The following is a 15,193-nucleotide window of genomic DNA, read 5'->3' on the forward strand; positions in this document are numbered from 1 at the left end:
GGGGCCGGCACCCGTCAGACGATGCCGTACAGGCGGTCGCCGGCGTCGCCCAGCCCGGGCACGATGTACTTCTGGTCGTTGAGCCGCTCGTCGACGGCGGCCACCACGATCTGCACGTCGACGCGCGAGCCGACGGCGTCCTCGAGCACCTTCAGGCCCTCGGGGGTGGCGAGGAGGCACACGGCGGTGACGTCGCGGGCGCCGCGCTCCAGCACGTAGTCGATGGCCGCGACCAGGGTGCCGCCCGTGGCGAGCATGGGGTCCAGCAGGAAGACCTGCCGGTCGGTGAGGTCGTCGGGCAGCCGGTTCGCGTACGTCACGGCCTCGTAGGTCGACTCGTCGCGCTGCAGGCCGAGGAAGCCGACCTCCGCCGTCGGGATCATGCGCGTCATGCCCTCGAGCATCCCGAGGCCGGCGCGCAGGATCGGCACCACGAGGGGGCTCGGGTCGCTGAGGCGCACGCCCGTGGTCGTGGTGACCGGGGTGCGGATCTCCTTCGGCTCCGTGCGCACGTGCCGCGTCGCCTCGTAGGCGAGCAGGGTCACGAGCTCGTCGACGAGGAGGCGGAACGTCGCCGACGGGGTCTTCTCGTCGCGGAGGACGGTGAGCTTGTGGTCGACCAGCGGGTGGTCGGCGACGTGCAGGCGCATGGCCCCCACGGTACCCGCGAGTTGTCAGGCCCAGCGCACGCTATACGCGACTGTGGCCCTGACAACTCGCGGGGCGGCTAGCCTGACGGGCATGACGTCCGACGCCGCGCCCGGCCTCGCGCTGCCGTGGGCCGACGGCGAGTTCCCGCCGCCCACGGTCAGCGGCCGGAGGCGCGCATGGGACGCGCTCATGGGGCTGGCGCTGCACGAGGCGTCGCACGCGCTCGCCAGCGACGACGTGCCGGTGGGGGCGCTCGTCGTCGACGCGGACGGCCGGCTCGTCGGGCTCGGCCGCAACCGGCGCGAGGAGACCGGGGACCCGACGGCGCACGCCGAGGTGCTCGCCCTCCGGCAGGCCGCCACCACGCGCGGGGAGTGGCGGCTGGAAGGGTGCACGCTCGTCGTCACGCTCGAGCCGTGCGTCATGTGCGCCGGCGCGCTCGTCGCGGCGCGCGTGCGGCGCCTCGTGCTCGGCGCGTGGGACCCGAAGGCCGGCGCCACCGGCTCCGTGTGGGACCTGGTGCGCGACCAGCGCGCGAACCACGCCGTCGAGGTCGTGGGCGGGGTGCGCGAGGACGAGTGCGGCGGAATCCTGCGAGACTTCTTCGAGTCCCGCCGCTGACGACGACGCACGCGCGGGCCGATCATTCCCCACGACGACGGAGGTCAGCAGGGCATGGACACGACGGCACGCGCGACGGCACCGACCCTGGACGACTACGCCCGGCACAGCGCGTACTCCGACCCCGGCCCGCACGAGGAGCTGCTCCGCGCCGTCGTCCCGACGCCGGCCGCCACGGGGGCCGCGGCGTGCGCGACGATCGTGCACTACCGGGCGGGGCGCCCGACGCTCACCGACGCGCAGCGCGCGGACATCGACCAGCGGTGGCTGTCGTCGATCCTCGACACCGCGGTCGCCCGCCGCACGGGCCCGCTCGACGCACCCCGTGACGTGCCGCAGCAGGTGGCCGGCTGCTGCCGCGACCACACGCTGTTCTCCCTCGGCGTGCTGCGGTCGCACGGCGTGCCCGCGCGGTCGCGGATCGGGTTCGCGGGGTACTTCGAGCCGCCCTTCTTCCACGACCACGTGGTCGTGGAGCACTGGGACGCGGGCGCCGGCGGCACGGGGGAGAAGGGCACGGGGCGCTGGGTGCGCTGGGACCCGGAGCTGACGCCGGACGGCGCGTGGGGCTTCGACGTGCGCGACATGCCCACGGGGCCGCAGTCCCCGTTCCCGACCGCCGCGGAGGTGTGGCGGGCGATCCGCGCCGGGCAGGTGGACCCGGCGTCGTACGGCGTCGCGCCCGACCTGCCCGAGCTGGGCGGCCAGGACTTCGTGCGCGGGTACGTGCTGCTCGAGCTGGCGCACCGGATGCGCGACGAGGTGCTGCTGTGGGACGTGTGGGGCGCGACGCCCGACGACGTCCCCGGGGTCGGGGACCTCTGGGCGCAGGAGGCGGGCGGCGACGACGCCCCGGTGGAACCCTCGCCCGAGCCGACGTCCGACGAGCTGGACGCGCTCGCCGACGAGGTCGCCGCGCTGCTGGTCGCCGCCGACGCGGGGGACGCCGCGGCCGAGGACGGGCTCGCGGCGCGCTACGCCGGCCGGTGGGCGGCGCGCGGGCTGGTCACGACGCTCTCGCCCACGGGCCGGGTCGGGATCACGGACCTGCGCGGGCGCACGACCCGCTGGGCCGGCGCCCCGGCCTGACCGGCGCGGACCGTCACAGCGCCGCGAGGCGGACGCCGAAGACGTCGCGCAGGGCGCGGCGTGCCGCGTGCCAGCCGCCCATGCCGTGCACACCGGGGCCGGGGGGCGTGGACGCCGAGCAGAGGTACACGCCGCCGGCCACGCGGTACGGGTTCGCGCGGAGGGTGGGGCGGGCGAGGATCTGCCACATCGTCGCGGCGCCGGCGGAGATGTCCCCGCCGGCGTAGTTCTGGTTGTGCTCCGCCATCGCGGCGGCCGGGATCGCGCGGCTCGCCACGACGACGTCGCGGAACCCGGGCGCGAACCGCTCGATCTGCGCGGTGACGGTCCCGGTGACGTCGACGTCGGAGCCGGCGGGCACGTGCGTGTACGTCCACAGGGGCCGCAGTTCGGCGTCCCCGGCCACGACGCGGCGGGAGGGGTCGACGACGGTCGGGTCGCTGACCAGGCACACGGGCCGCTCCGCGTGCCGCCCGGCCGCGACGGCGTTCTCCGCCGCGGCCATCTCGGCGCGCGTGCCGCCGACGTGCACGGTGCCCGCCCGTCCGACCTCGGGGTCCGCCCACGGCACCGGACCCGACAGCACGTAGTCCACCTTCGCGGCCGCGTTGCCGTGCCGGAACGCCCCGAGCGCGCGGCGCAGGCCCGGCGCGACGGCGGGGCCCAGCACGCCGAGCAGGGTGCGCGGCGTCGTGTCGAACAGGACGGCGCGCGCGGCGGGCAGGTCCGCCGCGGTGCGCACCCGGTGGCCCGTCACGACCGTGCCCCCGTGCGCCTCCAGGTCCGCGACGAGGGCCGCGACGATCGCGCCGGACCCGCCGCGCGGGATCGCCCAGCCGCCGTCGAACCGTCCGTCCCGGCCGGGGGTGGCGTGCGCCAGCGCGCCCAGCAGCAGCGAGGTGCCGGCGGCGGACAGCGAGGGCAACGGGGTGATGGTGTGCGCGGCGACACCGGTGAGCAGCGCGCCGCCGTCGCCGGAGAACCGGCCGTCCCACGCCCGCGTGCCCTGCTCGAGCAGCGCCAGGGCGAACCGGACGGCGCTCGCCCCGGCCCGCAGCGGGTCGGCCGCGTCGAGCACCCCCGGCGGGACGGACCGGTGGGCGCCCATGCCGAGGGCCACCACGGCCTCCCACTGCTCGGCCAGCGGGCCGAGCAGGGAGCGCCACGCCGCGCCGTCGGGGCCGAGGCGCTCGGCGGTGCGCCCCAGGTCCCGGTATGCGATGGCGGCCCGCCCGCCCGGCAGGGGCTGCGCGTACGACACCTCCGGCGTGCGGAGCTCGACGCCGTGCGCGCGCAGGTCGAAGGCGCGGAAGAACGGCGACGCCCACGCCATCGGGTGCACGGCCGAGCACAGGTCGTGGACGACGCCGGCGGGCAGGCCCGCGAGCGGGTCGCCGCCGTCGCCGTGCTCGTCCCCGGGCCCGAGGGTGCGCGCCCCGCCGCCGACGGTCGCGTTCGCCTCCAGGACCGTGACGGACAGCCCGGCGCGGGCGAGGGTCACCGCGGCCGCGAGCCCGTTGGGTCCCGACCCGACCACGACGGCGTCCAGCATGCTGCCTCCCTCCGGCCGCGGCGGGCGCCCCCGGCGTGGGATCTCCCTACCCTGAGGACGTGGGGGCGCGGGCTGTCCGGCCGACACCTTGCAGCCTAGTCTCGAGGGCATGACCAGCACGGACGCCGCCGCGCACGGCGTGGACGCCGCCCCGGCCCTGAGCTCGCGGGCCGCGCTGCTGCGTGCGCCCGTCGACCCGGCCACCTTCCGGGCCCTCGCCCAGCTCGCCGTCGGGTCCGGCTGGCTTCTCATGGCCGGGACGGTCCTGTGGGTCTCGGTGCTGCTCTGCGCCCTGCTGGTGCCGGCCCTCGGGATCGGGCTGCCGGGCCTGGCGGCGTCGCTGTTCGTCGCGCGGTGGTTCGCCACGGTCGAACGGGGCCGGATCGCGGTACAGACCGACGTGGTGATCCCGTCACCGACGCCGCCCGCCACAGGGCCGGTGACGTGGGGCCGCGCGTGGACCCTGCTGGTCGCACCCCTGCGGGACCCGCGGGCCTGGGCCGCGGCGAGCTACGCCTTGCTCGGCACGCTGCTCGTGACGGTCGGCCTGCTGCTGGTCGCGACCCTCGCCGCCGGCGCGGTGGCCCTCGTCGTCGTCGGGGCCGTGACGGCGGCAGCGGCGTCACGGAGCGGCTGGGTGTCGGCGTGCCCTGGGTGGTCGTGCTGGTCGCCGCGCTGGCGCTGGCGGTCGCGCTGATCTGGGCGTCAGCGGTGCTCGCCCAGTACGCGACGCTGCTCGTGGTCCGGCTGGCGACCGCGATGCTCGGGCCATCGGCGTCCGAGGTCGCCCGCGCCCGGACCGCGGTGGCCGAGCAGGAGGCGCGGGCCGCGCGTGAGCGCGCCGTCGTCCTCGCCGAGACGCGCTCGCAGGCGGTCGCGTCCGCGGACTCCGAGCGCCGTCGTATCGAGCGCGACCTGCACGACGGCGCCCAGCAGCGCCTCGTCGCGCTGGGCGTCGAGCTGGGGGTCGCGCGGCGCGCCGCCGACCGTGACCCCGCCACCGCCGCCGCCGCGTTGGAGCACGCGCACGACGAGGTCAAGGGAACCCTGGCCGAGCTTCGCGACCTGGTGCGCGGGATCCACCCCGCCGTGCTGTCCGACCGCGGGCTGGACGCCGCGCTCTCGGCGCTCGCCGCCCGCAGCCCCGTCCCGGTGCGCGTCGACGTGCAGACGGACCTCACCGCTGCGGACCCGGCGGCGCAGGCGGCCGCCTACTTCGTCGTCGCCGAGGCCCTGACCAACGTGGCCAAGCACGCGCAGGCGTCGTCGGTCGTGGTGCGGGCGCAGATCGTGGACCACCGCGACGACCCCGCGGGCGCCGGGCCGGCGGCGCGCCTGCGGGTCGTGGTCGAGGACGACGGGAAGGGCGGCGCCGAACCCGCACCGGGCAGCGGCCTCGCCGGCCTGCGGGGCAGGGTCGCCGCGCTCGACGGCGCGTTCGACCTCATCAGCCCGCCCGGCGCGGGCACCCGACTCACCGTGGAGGTGCCGTGCGCATCGTGATCGCCGAGGACTCCGTGCTCCTCCTGGACGGGCTCACCCGGCTGCTGACGGCGGAGGGCCACACGGTGACCGGCCACCACACCGCCGACGAGCTGGTCGCCGCGCTCTCGCGGCCCGGCGCCGCGCTGCCCGACCTGCTGGTGACCGACGTCCGGATGCCGCCGTCCCACACGGACGAGGGCCTGCGGGCCGCCCTCCACCTGCGCAGCCTGCACCCCGAGCTCCCGGTCCTCGTGCTGTCGCAGTACGTGGAGCAGCGGTACGCGGCCGAGCTGTTCGCCCGCGGGGCCCGCGGGCTCGGGTACGTGCTCAAGGACCGGGTGGCCGACGTCGACGCGTTCCTCGACGCCGTCGACCGGGTGGCCGCCGGCGGCACCGTCATCGACCCGGAGGTCGTCACGCAGGTGATCGCCCGCAGCCGCCGCTCCGACCTCGACCAGCTCACCCGTCGCGAGCGCGAGGTGCTCGCGCTCATGGCGGAGGGCCGCTCCAACACCGCGATCGCGGACCGCCTCGTCGTCGGCATGCCCGCCGTCGAGAAGCACGTCACCAGCATCCTGACCAAGCTCGGGCTCCCGCCCGACGCCGACGCCAACCGCCGCGTGCTCGCCGTGCTGCGGTGGCTCGACGAGAACGGAGCACGACCATGACCGGCACCGAGCCCACGTACCAGCCCGCCTACGAGCCCGCGTACCCGCCTCCAGGGCAGCCGCCCGCCCCGCGGCGGAGCGCGACCGGCCGCGTGCTGCTGGTCGTCGGCGTCGTGCTGGGGCTCGTGGTCGTGCTCTGGGTGGCGCTGTTCCTCGTCGACCTCGCGATGGCGCGCACGACCACGACGCACGAGTCGTACCCGGCCGCCGGGACGGTGGAGCTCGTGGCCGACGCCGATGTCACGGTGGCGGTCGCCGAGGGCGACGTCGAGGTGGAGCGGGTCGCGCACTCCGGGCTGACCGGCCCGACCTACCGCGCGCAGGAGTCGGCCGACCGGCTCGTCGTGACGCACGAGTGCGTGCGCTGGCTCTGGGTCGCGTCCCGGTGCGGGGGCGGGCTCGACGTCACGCTCCCCGCCGACACGCAGGTCGTGGTCCGCTCCTCCAACGGGGACGTGCGGGCGAGCGGTGTCGCCGGCGACGTCGAGCTGGCGTCGTCCAACGGTGCGGTGGAGGCCACCGGGATCGGCGGGCGCCTGGACGTGACGTCCAGCAACGGCGACGTCGTCGTCAGCGGCGCCGGCGGCGACGTGGACGTCCGCTCGTCCAACGGGGCCGTCGAGGTGACCGACGTGGGCGGGACGCTCGACGCCGGGTCCAGCAACGGCGACGTCCGTGCCGACGGCGTGGCCGGGTCGGTGGTCGCGATCTCCAGCAACGGCACGGTCGACGTCGTCGGAGCGGGCGGGGACGTGCGCGCCGAGTCCAGCAACGGCGAGGTCACGGTGATCGGTGACGGCGAGCCCGTGAACCTGCTGATCGACACGTCGAACGGCAGCCAGACGATCGAGGGCCCCACCGACCCGGCGTCGAGCCGCACCGTCGACATCCGCTCGTCGAACGGGGACGTCTCCTACCTGGTCCGGTGACGGACCGCGTCAGAGCCGGTCGGCCAGCGCGACGAGCGTCTCGGTGACGCCGTCGTCCACCTTGACGGTGGCGAGCGGGTCGCCGCGCGTCTCGCCGCGGTTGACGATGACGACCGGCTTGCCCGCCTTGGCCGCGTGCCGCACAAACCGCAGGCCGCTCATCACCGTCAGCGACGTGCCCGCGACGAGCAGCGCGTCGGCGTCGTCCACGAGGGAGTACGCGCGCTGCACCCGCTCGCGCGGCACGTTCTCGCCGAAGTACACGATCTCGGGCTTGAGCACCCCGCCGCAGAACTCGCACGGCGCCGGCACGAAGTGGCTGGTCTGCTCGATGACGGCGTCCGCGTCGGGGGCGGTCTCGATGTCCGCGACCGTCGCGCCGTCGTCGAGCAGCGACTCGACGAAGCCCGGGTTGAGGGCGTCCAGCCGCTCCGCCAGGTGCGCGCGGCTGATGACGCGCCCGCACTGCAGGCAGATCACGCGGTCGTAGCGGCCGTGCAGGTCGATGACGTGGCGCGAGCCCGCGTCCTCGTGCAGCAGGTCCACGTTCTGGGTGATGACGCCGCGCACGACGCCCCGGTCCTCCAGCCGGGCGAGGGCGCGGTGCCCGGCGTTCGGCTCGGTGCGGTGCACCACCTGCCAACCCACGTGGTTGCGGGCCCAGTAGTGGCGGCGGAAGGCCTCGTCGGCCACGAACTGCTGGTACGTCATCGGCGCGCGCTTCGGCGAGTCGGGGCTGCGGTAGTCCGGGATCCCCGAGTCGGTCGACACGCCCGCGCCCGTCAGGGCGGTCACCGTGCCGCCCGCCAGGACGCGCACGGCGTCGTCCACCGTGCCGTGGTGCACGACGGCGTCGGGCGGGAGCTCCCACCGCCGGTCCTGGTAGGTCGGGGCGAGCGGCCGGGGCACGGGTTGCACGCCTTCGAGCGTACGTCGCTCCGCCCCCGGGCACCGTCCCCCGCGAGGTAGTCCCGAGGGTTGAACTACCTCGGCGGGGTGCGGACCACCTCGCGGTCAGCTCGTGGTGGTGTCGGCGGTGCTCGACGACGACTGGTCGGTCTGCGCGCCCTGCTCGTCCCGCGTGCCGGACGGCGCGCCGCCCATGCCGCCCGCGGGGGCCTCGCCCGCCGTGGCGGTGCCGACCTCCTCGCCGTCCGCGGTGAGCGTGTACGTGGCGCCGTCGGTGATCTCCGGGCCGGAGTACACGACCGACTGGGCGGTCTTCGAGAGCGTGATCGTCGCGACCTGCGTGCCGTCGGCGTCCACGACCGCGACCTCGGTGCCGGCCTCGAGCGTGGAGTCGGCGGTGAGCGCCACCCAGCCCTGCGACGAGCCCTCCGAGGGAGCCTGCGCCATGCCCGAGGAGCCCACCGCCAGCAGCGTGCCGCCCGTGACGTCCAGGTCGCCCGCGACGTCGAGCGCGCCGTTCCCGCCGTTCGTCGGGCCCTCGACGACGATCGTGCCGCCGCTGATCTCCGCGACGCCGTTGGAGTCCAGGCCGTCGCCCTCGGCGTCCACGTGCAGCGTGCCGTCGGTGATCGTGATCGACGCGCCCTCCATGACCTGGTCCATGGGCGCGCCCCCGCCCCCGCCTCCGCCCTGCGGCATCTCTCCGTCCGCCGGGCGTTCGGGCATCTCGCCGTCAGCGGGCGGCTCGCCGGCCGGCATCTCGTCGTCCGCCGGCGGCTCCGGCTGCGCCTGCTGGTCGTCCGCCGTGCCGTCGGTCGTGGTGTCGGTCGCGTCGCCCGTCGTGGCGTCGGCCGAGCTCTCGGTGGCCGTGTCGTCCTCGGCCTCCTTGACGGTCGCGTTGAGACCGTCGTCGGTGGAGGTGATGTCGATGTCGCCGCCCGAGACGGCGATGGTCGCGGCCTCGATGCCCTCCTCGGAGCCGGTCACGGTGAGCGTGCCCCCGGTGATCGCGACGTCGGTGAAGCCCTGCACGCCGTCGGAGCCGGCCTCGACGGTGACGTCGCCGCCGGTGAGCGCGACGTACCCGGCGGTGGCGTCGTCGTCGGCGTCGGACTTCAGCCCGTCGCCGCCGGCGGTGACGTCGATCGTGCCGCCGGAGACGACGAGGTAGTCCTTGCCGCGGATCGCGTCGTCGGCGGCCTGGACGGTGATCGTGCCGGACGCGATCACGAGGCCGTCCTTGCCGGTGATGCCGTCGTTCGCGTTCCCGACCACCTCCAGCGAACCGTTGCCGGAGATCGCCAGGTCGGCGGTCGAGTACAGCGCGGCGTTGGCCGCGTTGTCGGACGTGGTGTCGGCGTACTCGGCGGCGTCCTCGAGCCGGTTGGTCGAGCCGTCGGCGAGGACGACGGACACTTGGTCGGCGTCCTGCACGTCGATCGCGGCGCCGGTGGAGCTGGTGACGTCGGCGGCGTCGAGCACGAGGCGCACGACGCCGTCGGCGGACGAGTCGACCACGACCTGGCCGTCGTCGAGCGTGCCGGAGATCCGGTACGTGCCCGGCCGGGTGATCGTCACGGTCGACCCGTCGACCGTGACGCCGTCGCCGGAGGCCGACGCAGTGTCGCCGTCGAGCGAGACGGCGACCTCGTCGGCCGTGTCCCAGGTCGCGTCGGCCAGCGCCGCCGTCTCCTCGGACGAGAGGTTCTCCGCGAGGACGTCCTGGGCGGAGCGGCCGGAGTTGTCCGTCGCGGACACCTGGGTGGTGGTGGTGCTGTCGGACGTCGCGGCGCCGTCGGCGCCGTCGGTGCCGGCGGTGCACGCGGCGAGCGCACCGACGGTCAGCGTGCCGGCGGCGGCGAGCGCCACGGCACGGGTCCAGAGCTTCTGCGGGCGGGGGATGCGCATGGTGGGGTCCTCTTTCGCTGGTGGGGTCGGGTGGGTGGCGTCGCGGTCAGGCGGCAGCGAGCCGCTCGCGCCGCAGCCGGCGCCAGGGATGGTCGGGCAGGTCGGGCCGCAGGGTGGCGAGCCCGGTCGCGTACTTGGAGATGCGGTCGGGGCGGTGGCCGGCGTGCCACAGGGCCCGGTCGGCGGACGACGGTGCGGTGCCGGCCTTGGTCTCGACGACGACCAGGTCGCCGACGTCGGCGGTGCCGGCCGTGCCAGACGTCCCGGCCGTCCCGGTGGTGGCGCCGGGCCCCGCGAGCCGCCACCGCAGCCCGGTGTCGAGGGTGAGGCGGGCGTCGGGCAGCAGCACGGTGGTGCGCCGGTACGCGGACCGCAGCACGGGGGAGAGCTGCGCCGACGGCGGGGCGTCGAGGCGGGCTGCGGCGAGCCGGTCGTCGACGAAGTCCAGGCCCTCGCCGTCGAGCGGGGCCGCGGGCTCCCACGGGCGCCGCTCCTTGACGGTGACCCCGCGGGCGGCGCGCGTCTTGACCTCCAGGAACGTGGTGTTCCCGGTGTCGACGTAGGTGCGCGTGCGGACCTTGAACCGCCGGCGACGACGGCGCGCGGCCAGCCGGAAGGTCAGCAGGTCGGCCGTGTCGTAGTAGGTGGAGGCGTAGGTGAACGACCGCTCGTCGTCGATCTCCAGCACCCGCGGCTCGCGCGGGGCGAGCGTGGCGAGCAGGGTGGCGACCTCGGCGGGGGTGAGCACGTACTTGCGGTCCACGCGGGTCTGCAGCGCGGCCGTGGCGTCGAGCTCGGCGAGCGTCACGGGCGCGGCGTCCGCGAGGCCGCGGGCGACGACGGCCTCGGCGCTCACCGGGCCACCGCCATCGCGTCGTCGGGCACCGCGGCCGGCGCCGCAGCCCGGGCGCCGCCGGACGGGAGGTCGTAGCGGACCTCGACGCGCGTGGTGTCGTCCGCGAGGTCGATCTCCTGCACGGACACCGACCGCACGCGCGCGCCGAGCAGCGCCTCGAGGTGGGCGGTGAGCTCGTCCCGGTCGACGACGGCGCGGTCGAGGACGATCGTCTGCGAGGCGTGGCGCGCCAGCAGGCGCGGGTGGTCGGCCACGGCCATGACCACGAGGATCAGGGCCGACCCGGCCACGCCGAGCCAGCCGCCCGACGTGCCCAGCCCGCCCAGGAGGCCGAGGGCGAGCGCCGCGAAGTAGTACGCGACCTCACGCTGGGACAGCTCGTCGGACCGCAGCCGGATGATCGACAGGACGCCGAACAGCCCCAGCCCGAGGCCGGCGGCGATCGAGCTCGACGCCAGCACCGCCGACACCGCGAGCACGCCGACGTTGACGCCCAGGTACGCGACGACGAGGTCGCGGCGCCGGTGCCGGGGGAAGTAGAGGGCGAAGGTCAGGATCGACACGGCGACGAGGTCGACGGCGTACAGGGCTGCGGGAGGCATCGGGGCTCCGGGATGTCGTGGACCGGTGGCGGTCCGTGGGTGGGCAGGACACCTAGGAGACACCTCGTGTTCAGGCGGGGGCTGAGGAAGTCCTGGGAGTCGCCCAGGAGCGGTGGGCGGACCCTGGGAACGTCGCCGAGCAGGCCCGACGTGCGGGCACCCGCGGGTCGTGCCGATCATCAGGACGTGACGCAGCAGACAGGACGACGACGGCTCGGGGCCGGTGGCCGCGTCCTCGCCGTGGTGGTCGCTGCCCTGCTGGCCGGGACCGGGTGCGTCGCGAGCGGGCAGCAGCCCGGCCAGGCGACCGGGGCCGTCGCGGACGCCCTCGCCGAGGCCGGCTCGGCCGGCGAGACCGCACGGCTCGCCGTCGAGCTGCTGGACCAGGGGCGCATCACCGGCCCCGTGGCGGACACCACCCTGCTGGACCAGCTCCACACCCTGGACGACGCCGACTTCGCGCTCACCACCCTCGTGCCGCCCGACGCGGCGTCCTCCGACCACCGGACGGCCGGGCTGGAGGCCGTGGGCGACGTGTCGGACGCCGTCGTCGCCGCGCGGGCCTGGGTCGCGGCCCGGTCCGGGGGAGACGTCGCGGGCGCCCAGGACGTGCCGGCCTCGGCCGAGGAGCTGCTCTCCGACCTCGCCACCGCGCTCGACACGACCGACGCCGCCCTCGCCGAGGCGGGTGGCCCATGAAGAAGCTCCTCGCCGCGGCCCTCGGGATCCTCACCGCCATCGGCGGCTTCGTCGACATCGGCGACCTCGTGACCAACGCCGTCGTCGGCTCCCGGTTCGGCATGTCGCTCGCCTGGGTCGTGCTGGTCGGGATCGTCGGCATCTGCCTCTTCGCCAGCATGGCCGGCCGGGTGGCGGCGGTGAGCGGCCGCGCCACCTTCGAGATCATCCGCGAACGGATGGGCCCGCGCGCCGCCGGAGCGAACCTCGCGGCGTCGTTCGCGATCAACCTGCTCACCCTCACCGCGGAGGTCGGGGGCATCGCGCTCGCGCTGAACCTCGCGAGCAGCGTCGAGCCCCGCCTGTGGATCCCCGTGGCGGCGCTCGCGGTCTGGTTCGTGCTCTGGCGCGTGAAGTTCCAGATCCTGGAGAACGTCGCCGGCCTGCTCGGGCTGCTGCTCGTCGGGTTCGGCGTGGCGCTGTTCCTGCTGGGCCCGGACTGGGGCGAGCTGCTGCGCCAGGCCGTGCCGCCGTCACCGCCGGGCACCGAGTCGCCGGCGACCTACTGGTACTACGCGGTGGCGCTGTTCGGCGCGGCGATGACCCCCTACGAGGTGTTCTTCTTCTCCTCCGGCGCGGTCGAGGAACGCTGGACGGCGAAGGACCTGTCGACCAACCGCGCCAACGTGCTCATCGGGTTCCCGCTCGGCGGGCTGCTGTCGCTCGCGATCGCCGCCTGCGCGGCAGTGGTGCTGCTGCCCGCCGGCATCGAGGTCTCCTCGCTCTCGCAGATCGTGCTGCCCGTGGCGCAGGCCGGCGGCGTGCTGCTGCTCGCCGTCGTCATCGTCGGGATCGTCGCCGCGACGTTCGGCGCCGCGCTGGAGACCGCCCTGTCCAGCGGGTACACGCTGGCGCAGTACCTCGGCTGGTCGTGGGGCAAGTTCCGCCGCCCCGCCCGGGCGGCGCGCTTCCACCTCACGATGATCGTGGCGCTGCTGCTCGCCGTCGGGATCCTCATGACCAGCGTGGACCCGGTGGCCGTGACGGAGATGTCGGTGGTGTTCTCCGCCGTCGCGCTGCCCCTGACGTACGTGCCGATCCTCGTGGTGGCGAACGACCCGGAGTACATGGGCGAGCACGTCAACGGGCGGGTGGTCAACGCCCTGGGCACGGTGTACCTGGTGGTCGTGGTCGCCGCGGCGCTCGCGGCGATCCCGCTGATGATCGCGACGGGAGCGGGCTCATGACGGGGCGCAGGAGCGAGACCCGCCTCGTCGACGCGCGCCTGCACCTGCTCAGCCGCCAGGTGCTCGACGTCGACGGCGAGCCCGTGAGCACCGTCGACGACCTGGAGCTGGCGGGCCCCGACGGCGGGGAGGTCGTCGCCGGCCAGGAGGTGCACGTCGCGGCGATCCTCGGCGGGCCCGTGCTCGCGACCCGCCTCTTCGGTGGAAAGGTGCCCCGGTCGCGGATGACGTCGATCGCGTGGGACGACGTCGGGCACCTGGGCACCGCGATCGAGCTCACCGTCTCCTCCGACGCCCTCGATGCGGACTGGGTGGAGCACTGGGTCCGCGAGCGGCTGATCGCCCGCATCCCCGGCGGCAGGCACGACCCGGAGGCCGGCGCATGAACGTCGGCGACCTCCTCGACGCGCGCGTGCTCGGGCCCGACGGCGCCGCCCTCGGCGTGGTCGTCGACGTCCGCCTGGCCCTCGAGGTCGTCGACGAGCAGGACGGCGGTCCCGGCTCGGGCGAGGACCGGGAGGAGGCCGGCCACGACGCGCCGCTGAGCGCGCAGGCGCGCCGTGACGCCGTCGGCGGCGCGCGGCTGGTCGGACTGCTGGTCGGGCCGCGCGGGGCGGGGTCGCTCCACGGGTACGAGCGCACGGACGTGCGGTCGCCGTGGCCGGTCCCGCAGCTCGTGCGCCGCCGGCACCGCGGCACCTTCCTCGTGCGGTGGGAGCACGTCGCCGCCCTCGACGCGGGGCGGGACGGCCCGACGCCGTGGGTGCGGCTCGCGCCCGGCTACGCGCAGCTGCCGCCGGAGCTCGGATGAGCGCACGACGCTTCCCGGGGGAGGCGTACCGCGTCTGGCACCTGCACCCGCGCTGGTCGCTCGCGCTCCGCGGCGCGGTCGCGGCGGCCCTGGCGTGGGGCGTGGGGATGATCGTGCCCCCGCCGTTCTCCGAGTACCCCTACTACGCCCCGCTCGGCGCCGTCGTCGCCACGACCAGCACGCTGGCACGGTCGGTGCGGGAGTCGGCCCAGGCGGTGGGTGCGCTGCTGCTCGGCGCGGCCGTCGCGCTCGCCGTGGACACCGTGATGTCGCCCAGCGCGCTCTCGGTCGCGCTGGTGGTGGGCGTCGCGATGCTCTGCGCGGGGTGGCGGGCGCTGGGCCAGATGGGGACCTGGGTGGCCAACGCGGCGCTCTTCGTGCTCATCCTGGGCCAGGGCGAGGAGGCGCAGTACGTCGGGGCGTTCGCCGGGCTCGTCCTCGTCGGGGCGGCGATCGGCGTGGGCGTCAACGCGGTCTGGCCGCCACTGCCGATCTCGCCGTCGGAGGCGGCGCTCGACCGTCTCCGTGACGCGCTCGCGGAGCAGGCGGAGGCGCTGGCCGAATGGCTCGAGCACCGCGGCCCACTGGCCCCCGAGGAGTGGGAACGTCGCAGGGCCGGCCTGCGCCCGACGATCGAGCGCGCCCGCGCCGAGGTGGCCCACACGTCGGAGGCGTCGCGCGGCAACCTCCGAGCCCGTCGGCACCGCACCCGCGCGACCGCGCAGGCCGCGCGCGTCGAGGCCCTCGGGATCACCGCGGAGGGGATGGACGAGATCGTGCGGCTGCTCGTCACGTGGGAGCGCGAGGACCTGGACACGGTCGCGCTCGGGCCCGAGCTGCGTCCGGAGTTCGCCTCGGCCCTGCGCGCCCTCGCGGAGGTGCTGCGGGCGCAGGCTGACGCGGGGGCCGGCGTGGGGGACCGCTCGCGAGCCGACGCCGGGGACGAGGCCGGAGCGGGCACCGACGACCCCGTCGCGCGCCTGGCGCGAAGGATCGAGGAGCTCCCCGGGGACGTCCGCGCGGCCCGGGAGCGCTCGGGCGAGGACCATCTCGTCGCCGCCGCGCTCGTGGTGGTGCTGCGGCGCAGCGCCGACGCCCTGGAGGCGTGACCCGGCCCTGCCCCTCCCGGCCCATCCCTGCCCAGCCCGGCCCGGGCACGGGGACGGCCCCGTGCCCTGCGTGCATCG

The 15,193-nt window shown here is 75.9% G+C and carries 17 protein-coding genes; 11 read left to right on the forward strand and 6 right to left on the reverse strand.

From position 1 onward, the window contains the following. Positions 1-14: 14 nt before the first annotated feature. On the reverse strand, positions 15-650 hold the full coding sequence (gene upp / locus ACH436_RS05760; protein WP_430559238.1) for a uracil phosphoribosyltransferase: 636 nt from the start codon (positions 648-650) through the stop codon (positions 15-17). 190 nt (positions 651-840) lie between these two features. On the opposite strand from upp, the gene ACH436_RS05765 reads away from it, so the two are divergent. Next, entirely contained in the window at positions 841-1,272 is a 432-nt protein-coding gene (locus tag ACH436_RS05765) for a nucleoside deaminase (protein WP_429766818.1), read from the forward strand. 54 nt (positions 1,273-1,326) lie between these two features. Further along, positions 1,327-2,361: a transglutaminase domain-containing protein gene (locus ACH436_RS05770; protein WP_430559239.1), complete on the forward strand. Its 1,035-nt coding sequence runs from the start codon at positions 1,327-1,329 to the stop codon at positions 2,359-2,361. A 13-nt stretch (positions 2,362-2,374) separates the two neighbouring features. Here the strand turns inward: ACH436_RS05770 and ACH436_RS05775 are convergent, their stop codons facing one another. Next, complete coding sequence (locus ACH436_RS05775; protein ID WP_430559240.1) at positions 2,375-3,913, reverse strand: phytoene desaturase family protein; 1,539 nt, start codon at positions 3,911-3,913, stop codon at positions 2,375-2,377. A 109-nt stretch (positions 3,914-4,022) separates the two neighbouring features. Here ACH436_RS05775 and ACH436_RS05780 point away from each other — a divergent pair, with 109 nt between their 5' ends. Genes ACH436_RS05780 through ACH436_RS05795 form a run of 4 tightly spaced genes read left to right on the forward strand, consistent with a single transcriptional unit; the run spans position 4,023 to position 6,995 of the window. After that, on the forward strand, positions 4,023-4,610 hold the full coding sequence (locus tag ACH436_RS05780; RefSeq protein ID WP_430559241.1) for a sensor domain-containing protein: 588 nt from the start codon (positions 4,023-4,025) through the stop codon (positions 4,608-4,610). Beyond that, the gene (locus ACH436_RS05785; RefSeq protein ID WP_430559242.1) at positions 4,559-5,416 is read left to right on the forward strand and encodes a sensor histidine kinase; all 858 of its coding nucleotides are present in this window, start codon (positions 4,559-4,561) and stop codon (positions 5,414-5,416) included. The genes ACH436_RS05780 and ACH436_RS05785 overlap by 52 nt, the downstream gene beginning before the upstream one ends. Further along, positions 5,404-6,066, forward strand: a complete 663-nt coding sequence (locus ACH436_RS05790; protein WP_430559243.1) for a response regulator — start codon at positions 5,404-5,406, stop codon at positions 6,064-6,066. The genes ACH436_RS05785 and ACH436_RS05790 overlap by 13 nt, the downstream gene beginning before the upstream one ends. Further along, complete coding sequence (locus tag ACH436_RS05795; RefSeq protein ID WP_430559244.1) at positions 6,063-6,995, forward strand: DUF4097 family beta strand repeat-containing protein; 933 nt, start codon at positions 6,063-6,065, stop codon at positions 6,993-6,995. The genes ACH436_RS05790 and ACH436_RS05795 overlap by 4 nt, the downstream gene beginning before the upstream one ends. A gap of 9 nt (positions 6,996-7,004) precedes the next feature. Here the strand turns inward: ACH436_RS05795 and ACH436_RS05800 are convergent, their stop codons facing one another. The 4 genes from ACH436_RS05800 to ACH436_RS05815 all read right to left on the reverse strand — a co-directional run bounded on the left by ACH436_RS05800 (position 7,005) and on the right by ACH436_RS05815 (position 11,270). Then, the gene (locus ACH436_RS05800; protein WP_430559245.1) at positions 7,005-7,913 is read right to left on the reverse strand and encodes an NAD-dependent protein deacetylase; all 909 of its coding nucleotides are present in this window, start codon (positions 7,911-7,913) and stop codon (positions 7,005-7,007) included. A gap of 96 nt (positions 7,914-8,009) precedes the next feature. Then, complete coding sequence (locus tag ACH436_RS05805) at positions 8,010-9,812, reverse strand: carbohydrate-binding domain-containing protein (protein ID WP_430559246.1); 1,803 nt, start codon at positions 9,810-9,812, stop codon at positions 8,010-8,012. A gap of 46 nt (positions 9,813-9,858) precedes the next feature. Continuing rightward, positions 9,859-10,668 (reverse strand): polyphosphate polymerase domain-containing protein, encoded by an 810-nt coding sequence (locus ACH436_RS05810; RefSeq protein WP_430559247.1) that lies wholly within the window; start codon positions 10,666-10,668, stop codon positions 9,859-9,861. After that, on the reverse strand, positions 10,665-11,270 hold the full coding sequence (locus tag ACH436_RS05815) for a DUF4956 domain-containing protein (protein ID WP_430559248.1): 606 nt from the start codon (positions 11,268-11,270) through the stop codon (positions 10,665-10,667). The genes ACH436_RS05810 and ACH436_RS05815 overlap by 4 nt, the downstream gene beginning before the upstream one ends. 186 nt (positions 11,271-11,456) lie before the next feature. Between ACH436_RS05815 and ACH436_RS05820 the strand changes: the two genes are divergently transcribed. The 5 genes from ACH436_RS05820 to ACH436_RS05840 are packed head-to-tail and all read left to right on the forward strand — an operon-like array spanning position 11,457 to position 15,115. After that, positions 11,457-11,969: a hypothetical protein gene (locus ACH436_RS05820; RefSeq protein ID WP_430559249.1), complete on the forward strand. Its 513-nt coding sequence runs from the start codon at positions 11,457-11,459 to the stop codon at positions 11,967-11,969. Then, positions 11,966-13,195 (forward strand): NRAMP family divalent metal transporter, encoded by a 1,230-nt coding sequence (locus tag ACH436_RS05825; RefSeq protein WP_430559250.1) that lies wholly within the window; start codon positions 11,966-11,968, stop codon positions 13,193-13,195. Before ACH436_RS05820 ends, ACH436_RS05825 begins: the two co-directional genes overlap by 4 nt. Continuing rightward, positions 13,192-13,581 carry a hypothetical protein gene (locus tag ACH436_RS05830; protein WP_430559251.1) on the forward strand — a complete coding sequence of 130 codons (390 nt, stop codon included), beginning with the start codon at positions 13,192-13,194 and terminating at the stop codon, positions 13,579-13,581. The genes ACH436_RS05825 and ACH436_RS05830 overlap by 4 nt, the downstream gene beginning before the upstream one ends. Continuing rightward, a complete protein-coding gene (locus ACH436_RS05835) occupies positions 13,578-14,006 on the forward strand; it encodes a PRC-barrel domain containing protein (RefSeq protein ID WP_430559252.1) in 429 nt (142 codons plus the stop codon). Before ACH436_RS05830 ends, ACH436_RS05835 begins: the two co-directional genes overlap by 4 nt. Beyond that, a complete protein-coding gene (locus ACH436_RS05840) occupies positions 14,003-15,115 on the forward strand; it encodes an aromatic acid exporter family protein (RefSeq protein ID WP_430559253.1) in 1,113 nt (370 codons plus the stop codon). Before ACH436_RS05835 ends, ACH436_RS05840 begins: the two co-directional genes overlap by 4 nt. Positions 15,116-15,193 lie beyond the last annotated feature (78 nt).

The organism is Isoptericola sp. NPDC019693 (assembly GCF_044389085.1).
Lineage (GTDB): Bacteria > Actinomycetota > Actinomycetes > Actinomycetales > Cellulomonadaceae > Isoptericola.

Excerpts from the sequence above, each read along its gene's own strand:
- upp (WP_430559238.1), bottom strand. The coding sequence starts at position 650 with ATGCGCCTGCACGTCGCCGACCACCCGCTGGTCGACCACAAGCTCACC.
- ACH436_RS05765 (WP_429766818.1), top strand. The coding sequence starts at position 841 with ATGGGGCTGGCGCTGCACGAGGCGTCGCACGCGCTCGCCAGCGACGAC.
- ACH436_RS05770 (WP_430559239.1), top strand. The coding sequence starts at position 1,327 with ATGGACACGACGGCACGCGCGACGGCACCGACCCTGGACGACTACGCC.
- ACH436_RS05775 (WP_430559240.1), bottom strand. The coding sequence starts at position 3,913 with ATGCTGGACGCCGTCGTGGTCGGGTCGGGACCCAACGGGCTCGCGGCC.
- ACH436_RS05780 (WP_430559241.1), top strand. The coding sequence starts at position 4,023 with ATGACCAGCACGGACGCCGCCGCGCACGGCGTGGACGCCGCCCCGGCC.
- ACH436_RS05795 (WP_430559244.1), top strand. The coding sequence starts at position 6,063 with ATGACCGGCACCGAGCCCACGTACCAGCCCGCCTACGAGCCCGCGTAC.
- ACH436_RS05805 (WP_430559246.1), bottom strand. The coding sequence starts at position 9,812 with ATGCGCATCCCCCGCCCGCAGAAGCTCTGGACCCGTGCCGTGGCGCTC.
- ACH436_RS05815 (WP_430559248.1), bottom strand. The coding sequence starts at position 11,270 with ATGCCTCCCGCAGCCCTGTACGCCGTCGACCTCGTCGCCGTGTCGATC.
- ACH436_RS05825 (WP_430559250.1), top strand. The coding sequence starts at position 11,966 with ATGAAGAAGCTCCTCGCCGCGGCCCTCGGGATCCTCACCGCCATCGGC.
- ACH436_RS05830 (WP_430559251.1), top strand. The coding sequence starts at position 13,192 with ATGACGGGGCGCAGGAGCGAGACCCGCCTCGTCGACGCGCGCCTGCAC.
- ACH436_RS05835 (WP_430559252.1), top strand. The coding sequence starts at position 13,578 with ATGAACGTCGGCGACCTCCTCGACGCGCGCGTGCTCGGGCCCGACGGC.
- ACH436_RS05840 (WP_430559253.1), top strand. The coding sequence starts at position 14,003 with ATGAGCGCACGACGCTTCCCGGGGGAGGCGTACCGCGTCTGGCACCTG.